This is a genomic window from Solibacillus sp. CAU 1738 (genome assembly GCF_039888725.1).
In the GTDB taxonomy this organism is placed as follows: Bacteria; Bacillota; Bacilli; order Bacillales_A; family Planococcaceae; genus Metasolibacillus.
Window position 1 is genome coordinate 144,817 of record NZ_JBDQQN010000008.1, and the last position, 11,252, is coordinate 156,068.

The window sequence follows — 11,252 nt, forward strand, 5'->3', positions numbered from 1 at the left end:
AGTGGACTTATGCTGATAATACTTTTCTTCCTTTACGACGACGAGCAGCTAATACTTTACGGCCGTTTTTTGTACTCATACGTGCGCGGAAACCGTGTACTTTACTGTGCTTACGTTTTTTAGGTTGGTATGTGCGTTTCATGTATATATACACCTCCTACATTCTAAGAGTTCTAATATCTATCTCTACATACAGACCTGCATATTATATATAGAAACCAATTACTTTGTCAACGTCTTAATCAAAATCTCTCTCTTTCCATTTACCGCCTCTCTATTATTTATCCACAAGTCACTTACTACCTCGGGAAATACGTTGTGGATAGTTTTTTTACCACAAAAATTATCCACATACGTTATCGACAACTTTTTCACAAACCCATACCCTGTGGACAACTCTTGTGTGCGTAATTATTGTTTTTGTGGATAAGTTTCTTAAAGTATTGAAATCACTCGTTTTTTTTGATACGATAATTGTGTTTTCCTTTGTGGAGTATTTTCTTGGGAAATATTTTATCCACAGTTGTTGATAATCTGTGGATAGTTTTTTACACTAACTTAGGATATAATTTATCCACAACCTGTTAATATGTGTATGTTAAAATATTTCCTATTAAAAATAAATGTATTTTAGTTTCGTTTTTCTATTAAACGAAGATGAAAGGACGAGCAAGCTTGGAACATTTAGAAGAATTATGGAATAATGTCCTGGCTCAAGTTGAACAAAAAATTTCAAAACCAAGCTTCGAAACGTGGCTGAAATCGACAAAGCTTTTGTCATGTAAAGGGACAAATGTAACGATTGCAGCACCGAACTCATTTGCGCGTGATTGGCTTGAAAACCATTATATTCACTTAATTACGGGCATTTTAACTGAGTTAACAGGCGAAGATTTGCTTATTAAATTTGTCGTTCAAAAAGATCAGGACTCGGATGATTTCGAACTACCAGCACCCAAAATCCAAGCGAGAGATCACGATTATCATGAAACTTCGCCGGGGATGTTGAACCCTAAATATACATTCGATACGTTTGTTATTGGTTCTGGTAATCGATTTGCCCATGCAGCTTCTCTTGCAGTAGCAGAAGCACCTGCAAAGGCTTATAACCCGTTCTTTATATACGGGGGAGTAGGGTTAGGCAAAACCCACTTGATGCACGCAATTGGCCACTATGTATTAGAACATAACCCAAATGCAAAAGTTGTATACTTATCCTCTGAAAAATTTACAAACGAGTTTATTAACTCTATTCGTGATAATAAAGCAATCGATTTCCGTAATAAATATCGTAATGTCGATGTACTTTTAATTGACGATATTCAATTTTTAGCAGGAAAAGAGTCTACACAAGAGGAATTTTTCCACACATTTAATACGTTACATGAAGAATCAAAGCAAATTGTAATCTCAAGTGACCGACCACCTAAGGAAATTCCGACGCTAGAGGATCGCCTGCGTTCACGCTTTGAATGGGGTTTAATTACAGATATCGCACCACCTGATTTAGAAACACGTATTGCAATTTTACGAAAAAAAGCAAAAGCTGACGGTTTAAACATTCCAAATGAAGTAATGCTGTATATAGCAAATCAAGTAGATACGAATATTCGTGAACTAGAAGGGGCATTAATTCGCGTAGTTGCTTACTCATCACTAGTTAATGAGGATGTCACACCAGAGCTTGCTGCTGCTGCTTTAAAGGATATTATTCCAAACTCAAAACCACGAATGATTTCAATTTTAGATATTCAAAACGCAGTTGGAGAACATTTCAGCATACGTTTAGAAGACTTTAAAGCTAAAAAACGAACAAAATCGATCGCCTTTCCGCGACAAGTCGCTATGTACTTATCTCGTGAACTTACAGACTTCTCGCTACCTAAAATTGGGGAGGAATTCGGCGGCCGTGACCATACAACCGTTATACATGCACATGAAAAAATCTCAACATTACTGAAACAAGATCAACAATTACAGCAAGATATTAAACAAATTCGCAGTATGCTAGGCAAATAATATTGTTGATAACTTTAGCTTTTTCGCACAAACTTATACACAGTCTATCTACATGTGGATAGACTGATTTTATTGGTAAAAAGGCACTTATCCACAAATCCACAGCGCCTATTACTATATCTATTTATCTTTTATTATAAAAAATTATTATATAAGTGGGGTTAGACTATGAAATTCGATATTATGCGTGACCGTTTACTTGCAGGTTTAAATGACGTCATGAAAGCTGTTAGTTCAAAAACGACAATTCCGATTTTAACGGGGATTAAAATTGATGTAACTAACGAAGGTGTCCATTTAACAGGGAGTGATGCAGATATTACGATCCAAACATTTATTCCTGTTGAAGAAAATGGAGAACAGCTAATTAATGTAATGCAAACAGGCTCTATTGTGTTACAAGCTCGTATGTTTAATGAAATCGTACGCAAATTACCAACAAATGATGTTGAAATTGAAGTATCAACAGGCTTCGCTACACTTATCCGTTCAGGTAAATCTGATTTCCACTTAATCGGATCAGATGCATCGGAATATCCGTTATTACCAGAAGTATCTGCTGATCGTCAATTTGCTATTCCTGCAGACTTATTAAAATCAATTATTCGCGAAACAGTATTCGCTGTCGCAACATCAGAAACTCGCCCGGTATTGACAGGTGTAAACTGGGAAATTTCTGGAGATGAATTAATATGCATTGCAACGGATAGTCACCGTTTGGCGCGCCGCAAAACAAAGTTAGAGCAATTACCAGAAGATGTAAGTAGTGTTGTCATTCCAGGTAAAAGCTTAAACGAATTAAATAAAATTTTAGAAGATACGACAAATCCGGTGCAAATTGCAATGACAAACCAACAAGTGTTGTTTAAAACGGAGGATGTTTTATTTTTCTCTCGTTTACTAGAAGGCAATTACCCAGACACATCTCGTTTAATACCAGAAGACTATAAAACGAATGTTACAATTAATGGGAAGTCATTATTGCAAGCTATTGACCGTGCATCACTTCTTGCTAGAGAAGATCGTAATAATGTTGTTCGTTTTGAAACATTAGAAGATAATACGGTGGAAATTTCGTCGAACTCACCTGAAATAGGGAAAGTAGAAGAGCAAATTCCAGTTGAGGCGTTAGAAGGGGAAAGTTTAAAAATTTCCTTTAGTGCGAAATACATGATGGAAGCATTAAAGGCAATTGATGGACAAGATGTTCTAATCCAATTTACTGGTGCAATGCGTCCGTTTATTTTACGTTCGATTCACGACGATGCAATTCTTCAACTGATTTTACCAGTGCGTACTTACTAATTAAAAAATGACAAGTAAATGTCCGGAAGGTTCAAATTTGAACCTTTTGGACATTTTACTTTCAAAGACTATAAGAAATAAACCTTTTGGGTTGCAATAGTATACAAGCACTTACGCTAATGCCATTGCGACAACCAATTAGAAGAGCAGTTTGACGAGTGTAAACAGACGTTAATGCTCTTTTCTTACTTCTTATATAATTTTTTGGTATGATAGAAGGATAGATTTTAAATAGCGGAGGATGGAAAATAGTGCAAGACATAATGATTGATACAGAATTTGTGACGTTAGGCCAAGTTTTAAAAATGACAGATGCTATTAGTTCAGGGGGCATGGCGAAATGGTTTTTAAGTGAACACGATGTATATGTGAACGGAGAAGTTGATGATCGCCGCGGACGTAAATTACGTAATGGGGATATCGTTAACATTCCAGGTATCGGTCGCTTCCGTATTTTAGACAACGGGTCAAATTAATGAATATCGAGCGTTTACATCTTACGAATTATCGTAATTACGAATCGCTAATGCTGGATTTTTCACCAAAAATCAACGTATTTATCGGGGAAAATGCGCAAGGTAAAACGAATGTGATGGAATCAATTTATGTTTTAGCGATGGCAAAGTCTCACCGCACTTCGAACGATAAAGAATTAATACGCTGGGGTTCAGACTATGGTAAAATAGAAGGTGTTGTACAAAAACGTTATGGTAGCCTCCCAATAGAATTAACGGTATCAAAAAAAGGGAAAAAGGGTAAAATAAATCATTTAGAGCAATCACGCCTTAGTAATTATATCGGGCAAATGAATGTCGTAATGTTTGCACCAGAAGACTTAAATGTTGTCAAAGGGAGTCCGCAACTGAGACGCCGATTTATCGATATGGAAATCGGTCAAATTTCGCCTGTATATTTACATGATTTATTAACATTTCAAAAGATTTTAAAACAACGCAACTCTATTTTAAAAAGCAATCAAGGACGTTCTTCACTAAATGATGTAATGTTTGATGTTTATACAGAGCAGTATATACGTGCTGCAGTACAAATTATTCGCAAAAGATTTCAATTTATGGAGCTTTTGCAGGCTTGGGCAGAACCAATTCACGCAGGGATTTCACGAGGTTTAGAAAAGCTTGTTATTCAATATCGTCCTATAGCAGGTTTAGATTCGAGTCAAACAGCTGAAGAGATGGAAGCCCATTTAGAAAAAAAGTTAGCCGAAGTAAAAAAAAGAGAGCTTGAGCGCGGTGTGACATTAATTGGTCCGCATCGTGATGATTTGCAATTTTTTGTTAATGATTACGATGTTCAAATATACGGTTCACAAGGTCAACAGCGAACAACAGCTTTGTCACTGAAACTAGCTGAAATTGAACTCATTAAACAAGAAACGAAAGAAACACCGATATTATTACTAGATGATGTGTTATCGGAGCTCGATGACTACAGACAATCTCATTTGTTAAATACCATTCAAGGGGAAGTACAAACGTTTGTTACTACTACGAGTGTGGAAGGTATTCATCATGAAACAATGACGCATGCAAAATTGTTTCACGTGAAACAAGGGGAAATCGAAATATAGTGTAGTAATTGTGCCATTTATTAATTTTGCAACGACAGAGTTTGAGAAAGAGTAGGTGAACAAGGTGGCATTAGAAGAGAAAGAAGTTCAGCAACAAGCTTATGATGCTGATCAAATACAAGTATTAGAAGGCTTAGAAGCAGTTCGAAAACGCCCAGGGATGTACATCGGTTCAACAAGTTCAAAAGGGTTACACCATTTAGTGTGGGAAATTGTTGATAATAGTATCGATGAAGCACTCGCTGGCTTTTGTTCGGAAATAACAGTAGCAATTGAAAAGGACAACTGGATTCGAGTAGAAGACAATGGACGTGGGATTCCTGTAAGTACTCAAGAAAAAATGGGCCTGCCTGCTGTTGAAGTTATTATGACAGTGCTACATGCTGGTGGTAAATTTGGCGGTGGCGGTTATAAAGTATCGGGTGGTCTACACGGCGTAGGAGCTTCAGTTGTGAATGCTCTATCTGTTTCCACTGAAGTAGTTGTAAAACGTGATGGGCATGTACACTTAATAAAATTTTCACGTGGTAAAACAGTACAGCCTATAACTATTATTGGTGATTCCGACGAGACAGGAACAATAACACGCTTTAAAGCAGATGAAGAAATTTTTAAGGAAACGACAGTTTATGAATACGATATTTTAGCAACTCGTGTACGTGAGTTAGCATATTTAAATCGTGGTATTCGTATTACAATTGCTGACGAGCGTGAAGAAGAAGTTCGCTCAACAACATATCATTATGAAGGCGGTATTCGCTCTTACGTGGAACATTTAAATGCGAATAAAGAGCCAATTCATGATCCGATTGATGTATATGGTGAAAAAGACGGTATTTCAGTTGAGGTTGCAATGCAGTATAATGCGGGCTTCTCTTCAACAATTATGTCGTTCGCTAATAACATCAACACATACGAAGGTGGTACGCATGAATCAGGTTTTAAAACAGCATTAACGCGTATCATTAATGACTATGCCCGTAAAAATGGTCTCTTAAAAGAAGCAGATACAAACCTTACAGGGGAAGATGTTCGAGAAGGTTTAACCGCAATTGTTTCAGTAAAACACCCAGATCCACAATTTGAAGGGCAAACAAAAACTAAACTTGGCAACTCAGAAGTAAGCCAAATTACTAATGCTTTATTCTCTGAAGGCTTTGAACGTTTCATGTTAGAAAACCCTACTGTTGCTCGCCAAATTGTTGAAAAAGGAACAATGGCAGCACGTGCCCGTGTCGCAGCAAAAAAAGCACGTGAATTTACACGCCGTAAATCAGCATTAGAAGTATCAAGTCTTCCAGGTAAATTAGCGGATTGCTCATCAACTAGTCCATCAGAATGTGAAATTTACATCGTCGAAGGTGACTCTGCGGGTGGTTCAGCAAAAAATGGTCGTGATCGTCACTTCCAAGCTATTTTGCCATTGCGCGGGAAAATCTTAAACGTTGAAAAAGCACGTTTAGATAAAATTTTATCTAATGCTGAAATTCGTGCGATGATTACAGCATTTGGTACAGGTATTGGTGAAGAATTCAACTTAGAAAAAGCACGTTATCATAAAATCGTTATCATGACTGATGCCGATGTAGATGGTGCACATATTCGTGTATTACTACTTACATTCTTCTTCCGTTTCATGCGACCATTAATCGAAGCGGGCTATGTCTATGCAGCGAAGCCACCGCTATATCAAGTGAAGCAAGGTAAGCATGTAGAGTATTGTTATTCTGATCAAGAGTTAGAAGAGATTTTAGCACGTTTACCTAAAGTACCTAGACCAAATGTTCAGCGTTATAAAGGTCTTGGTGAAATGAATGCAGAACAACTTTGGGATACAACGATGGATCCGGAGCACCGTACATTAATTCGAGTAGAGCTTGATGATGCAATCGAAGCCGATAGAATTTTCGATCATTTAATGGGTGATGAAGTTGCACCACGTCGTGATTTTATTGAGGAAAATGCAGTATACGTGCAAGACTTGGATATTTAGTGCAATTGGAAGGAGGTCCTTATTTTGTCTGACATTCAACATGGAAACATTGAGTCAAGAAATATTACAACTGAAATAAAATCATCATTTTTAAGCTATGCGATGAGTGTTATTGTATCCCGTGCATTACCAGATGTACGTGACGGACTGAAACCTGTACATCGTCGTATTTTATACGGCATGCAGGAATTAGGAAACACAGCGGATAAGCCATATAAAAAGAGTGCGCGTATTGTTGGGGATGTAATGGGTAAATTCCACCCCCATGGTGACTCATCTATTTATGATGCGATGGTACGTATGGCACAAGATTTCAGCTATCGTTATATGTTAGTCGATGGACACGGTAACTTTGGTTCTGTCGATGGTGACGGTGCAGCGGCGATGCGTTATACGGAATCTCGTATGTCTAAAATTGCGATGGAAATGCTTCGTGATATTAATAAAGATACGATTGATTACGAACCAAACTACGATGGCAGTGAACATGAACCGAAAGTATTACCGGCACGTTATCCAAACTTACTTGTAAACGGTGCAGCCGGCATTGCTGTCGGTATGGCGACAAATATTCCACCACACCAACTAGGGGAAACAATCGATGCTGTACTAGCATTATCTGAAAACCCTGCAATTACGACAGATGAGTTAATGGAATTTATGCCGGGTCCTGATTTCCCGACTGGTGGTTTAATATTAGGACGCTCTGGTATTCGTCGTGCGTATGAAACCGGTCGTGGTTCGATCATTATTCGGGCGAAAGTAGAAATTGAACTAAAAGCAAATGGTAGAGAAACAATTTTAATTCATGAGCTTCCTTACCAAGTAAATAAAGCAAAGTTAATTGAAAAAATTGCTGAACTTGTACGCGATAAAAAAATCGATGGCATTACAAATTTACGTGACGAATCTGATCGTCGTGGTATGCGTGTTGTAATTGAAGTGCGTCGAGATGCCAATGCTAACGTCGTATTAAATAACTTATATAAACAAACAGCGATGCAATCTAGTTTTGGTATCAATATGCTAGCACTTGTTGATGGTCAACCAAAAGTATTGAGTTTAAAAGAAGCTTTACACCATTACTTAGAGCACCAAAAAGTTGTAATTACTCGCCGAACTGCATTCGAGCTTCGAAAAGCAGAAGAGCGTGCGCATATTTTAGAAGGTTTACGTATTGCACTTGACCATATCGATGAGATTATTGCTATTATTCGTGGATCTCGTAGTGGGGATGAGGCAAAGCCGCTATTAATGGAGCGCTTCAGCTTATCAGAACGCCAAGCACAAGCTATTTTAGATATGCGTTTAGTCCGTTTAAGTGGATTAGAACGCGAAAAGATTGAAGCAGAATACCAAGAACTACAAAAGCTAATTAGTGAGTTAAAAGCTATTTTAGCAGATGAAAGTAAAGTACTTGAAATTATTCGTCGTGAAATGCTAGAGATTAAAGATCGCTATAATGATACTCGCCGTACCGAAATTACATCTGGTGGTATGGAATTGATTGAGGACGAGGATTTAATTCCACGTGAAAACTCTGTCGTGACATTGACACATAACGGATATATTAAACGTTTAGCTGCTAACACGTATCGTTCTCAAAAACGCGGGGGTCGCGGTGTACAAGGTATGGGTACGAACGAGGATGACTTCGTAGAACACTTACTATTCACATCAACGCATGATACGATTCTATTCTTCACATCTAAAGGGAAAGTATTCCGTGCAAAAGGTTACGAAATTCCTGAATACGGTCGTACAGCAAAAGGCTTACCACTTGTAAACTTATTAAACGTAGAAAAAGATGAAAAAGTAACAGCGATGATTCGCGTCGATTCTTTCGATGAAGATGCATACTTTATCTTTACGACAAAAACAGGGATTACAAAACGTACACCGGTAGCACAATTTGCAAATATCCGTACAAATGGTTTAATTGCAATTGGCTTACGTGAAGATGATGAGTTGATATCTGTACGTTTAACAGACGGCATGAAACAAATTATTATCGGTACACGCGATGGAATGCTTGTCCGTTTCCAAGAAGACGATATCCGTTCGATGGGTCGTACTGCTGCAGGTGTGCGCGGAATTAAATTGCGCGAGGGCGATTGTGTAATAGGTATGGAAATCGTGGAGCCTGGTCAGGAAATATTAGTTGTAACTGAAAAAGGTTACGGTAAACGTACCCCTGAAGAAGAGTACCGTCTACAAAGTCGTGGCGGTGTCGGTCTTAAAACGATGCAAATTACAGAAAAGAACGGTAAAATGGTCGCTGTGAAAACAGTAGACGGCACAGAAGATTTAATGTTGATTACGATTAACGGAATGTTAATTCGTATGGACATCAATGATATTTCTGTTATTGGACGTAGCACACAAGGTGTTCGTTTAATTCGATTAGCCGACGAAGAGCTTGTAGCTACAGTTGCTAAAGTGAAAAAAGATGATTCAGACGATTTAGTTGAAGAAGAAATCGAACAAGAAGATTAATAATGGGGCCGTCTGAACAGCATGTTGAGACGGCCTCTTTGTAACTTTATATAGATCCCTTTTAAATACTAATCCCTGTGTCAACTTTCAAACTCATATTATTTTTACGACGAGTAGTTAATGGTAGGTCGCAGAAACCGGAACGTATTTTACTTCTGAATAGTTAATGCTGGAGTAATTAGTTGGGGATAAACGGAATCCGATGTGTTTTTCTAAGAAAATAGATATTCCCTCTTAATTTCTCAAATTAGTTAAGATACAATGGAAAGAAAAGTAAATGTTTAAAGGTGGGGTTTCTGTTGGAAGCTACTTATATGAATGTTTCTGAATTGCGTTTAGGTAAAGTAATTGCAGAAGATATTTTTGCCAATACTCAATATCCAATTATTTATAAAGATACAAAAGTTACATATGAACATCTGCATGTATTTAAGGCCTTTCGCGTTGCTAAAGTACTTGTTTATAATGATAATATTCCTGAAGCGAAGGATAATGATGCGGCGACACCTGTTATTGTTCAGCCGATAGTGACTGTTAATACATTTGAAAAGTACTATGCAGATGCAATTCAACAATTGAAGAAAGAATTTTTAAACTGGCAATCAGGTGCGAAAATAGATATTACAAAAGTACGAGGGATGATGATTCCTTTAATTGAACGTGTACTAGATAATCGCTCGTACATTTTTGATTTAGATAGCTATTCGAATCCAAAAGATTATTTATATCATCATTGCATCGCAACAGGTTTAATATCTGCTATTATGACGCAAAAATTAGGTCACGAGCGTGGTATTTGTATTCAAATGGCTATTGCAGGTATGTTAGCAGACAGTGGTATGGCAAAAGTACCTGCCAAAATCCGTGAGAAAAAGACGAAATTAACGGAAAAAGAATTTGCTGAAATCCGTCAACATCCTATTAATAGTTATTTAATGGTGAAAAATTTACCTGCTTTAAAAGATACAATGAAAGTCGCAATCTTCCAGCATCATGAACGCTTAAATGGAAGTGGCTATCCTAAAGGTGAGAAAAACGGGAATATTTCCGTCTTCTCGCAAATTATTGCTGTAGCTGATGTATACCATGCGATGACAAGTGAACGTTTGTATAGCCAAAAAAGAGCGACATTCCAAGTAATTGAGATGATTAAAGAGTCTGAGTTCGGTAAGTTTGATATTAAAGTTGTACAAGCATTAATTGATATCGTTGCTGATTTACCAATCGGTACAAAAGTAGAGCTCTCAAATAAGGAGCATGCAGAAGTAATGTTTATTAATAAGTACGCGCCAACAAGACCTTTAGTGAAAATCGTGAGTTCGGGGGAAATTATTGATTTAGCTGCTGTTCGTGCATTTCATATTTCACGTGTAATTACGAAGGATAAATATTAATTCTTTACTATACAATTAAAATACCGAATGCTTCTCTTTAACAGAAGTATTCGGTATTTTTAAATTGTATAAGCGATAAGGTTTAAGCAATAATGATTGTTCTAACTATGAATATATGTTGAATGGACATATCAATAATATACGAAAATGATAAAATGATATTTTTTTAAAAATAGTATTGACGTATAGAAAAATCCTTGTTATTATAAGTAAGTCGCTAAGATATGAAGCGAAAAACAACTAAATTAATTATTTTAAAAAAGTTGTTGACACAAACTTCGGTAAGTGTTATGATATAAAAGTTGTCACCGACAAACGGCTGACACGATGAACTTTGAAAACTGAACAAGCAAAACGTTAATCAATAAAGTTTCATTTAATTATGAAACAAAAATTTTGGACATCAAAATTGATGCCAGCAAATGTTTTTATGTATCGAAAGCGGAAGCGACAGATA

Annotated in this window: 8 protein-coding genes; 7 read left to right on the top strand and 1 reads right to left on the bottom strand. The window is 37.0% G+C overall.

Going from position 1 to position 11,252, the window contains the following annotated elements; translation table 11 throughout:
* Window positions 1-7 precede the first annotated feature (7 nt).
* Complete coding sequence (gene rpmH / locus AAFN87_RS18315) at window positions 8-142, bottom strand: 50S ribosomal protein L34 (RefSeq protein ID WP_004233310.1); 135 nt, start codon at window positions 140-142, stop codon at window positions 8-10.
* Window positions 143-657: 515 nt separating this feature from the next.
* Between rpmH and dnaA the strand changes: the two genes are divergently transcribed.
* The 7 genes from dnaA (at window position 658) to AAFN87_RS18350 (ending at window position 10,795) form a co-directional block, all read left to right on the top strand.
* Window positions 658-2,019, top strand: coding sequence for a chromosomal replication initiator protein DnaA (gene dnaA / locus AAFN87_RS18320; RefSeq protein ID WP_481886493.1), 1,362 nt, complete (start codon window positions 658-660; stop codon window positions 2,017-2,019).
* A gap of 168 nt (window positions 2,020-2,187) precedes the next feature.
* Window positions 2,188-3,324 carry a DNA polymerase III subunit beta gene (dnaN, locus tag AAFN87_RS18325; protein WP_347792502.1) on the top strand — a complete coding sequence of 379 codons (1,137 nt, stop codon included), beginning with the start codon at window positions 2,188-2,190 and terminating at the stop codon, window positions 3,322-3,324.
* A 251-nt stretch (window positions 3,325-3,575) separates the two neighbouring features.
* The gene (gene yaaA / locus AAFN87_RS18330) at window positions 3,576-3,800 is read left to right on the top strand and encodes a S4 domain-containing protein YaaA (protein ID WP_347792503.1); all 225 of its coding nucleotides are present in this window, start codon (window positions 3,576-3,578) and stop codon (window positions 3,798-3,800) included.
* Window positions 3,800-4,912 (top strand): DNA replication/repair protein RecF, encoded by a 1,113-nt coding sequence (recF, locus tag AAFN87_RS18335; protein WP_347792504.1) that lies wholly within the window; start codon window positions 3,800-3,802, stop codon window positions 4,910-4,912. Before yaaA ends, recF begins: the two co-directional genes overlap by 1 nt.
* A 55-nt stretch (window positions 4,913-4,967) precedes the next feature.
* Complete coding sequence (gene gyrB, locus AAFN87_RS18340; RefSeq protein WP_481886494.1) at window positions 4,968-6,905, top strand: DNA topoisomerase (ATP-hydrolyzing) subunit B; 1,938 nt, start codon at window positions 4,968-4,970, stop codon at window positions 6,903-6,905.
* Window positions 6,906-6,929: 24 nt separating this feature from the next.
* Window positions 6,930-9,401, top strand: coding sequence for a DNA gyrase subunit A (gene gyrA, locus AAFN87_RS18345; RefSeq protein ID WP_347792506.1), 2,472 nt, complete (start codon window positions 6,930-6,932; stop codon window positions 9,399-9,401).
* A gap of 299 nt (window positions 9,402-9,700) precedes the next feature.
* Complete coding sequence (locus tag AAFN87_RS18350) at window positions 9,701-10,795, top strand: HD-GYP domain-containing protein (RefSeq protein WP_347792507.1); 1,095 nt, start codon at window positions 9,701-9,703, stop codon at window positions 10,793-10,795.
* Window positions 10,796-11,252: the final 457 nt, after the last annotated feature.

Excerpts from the sequence above, each read along its gene's own strand:
- rpmH (WP_004233310.1), bottom strand. The coding sequence starts at position 142 with ATGAAACGCACATACCAACCTAAAAAACGTAAGCACAGTAAAGTACAC.
- dnaA (WP_481886493.1), top strand. The coding sequence starts at position 658 with ATGAAAGGACGAGCAAGCTTGGAACATTTAGAAGAATTATGGAATAAT.
- dnaN (WP_347792502.1), top strand. The coding sequence starts at position 2,188 with ATGAAATTCGATATTATGCGTGACCGTTTACTTGCAGGTTTAAATGAC.
- recF (WP_347792504.1), top strand. The coding sequence starts at position 3,800 with ATGAATATCGAGCGTTTACATCTTACGAATTATCGTAATTACGAATCG.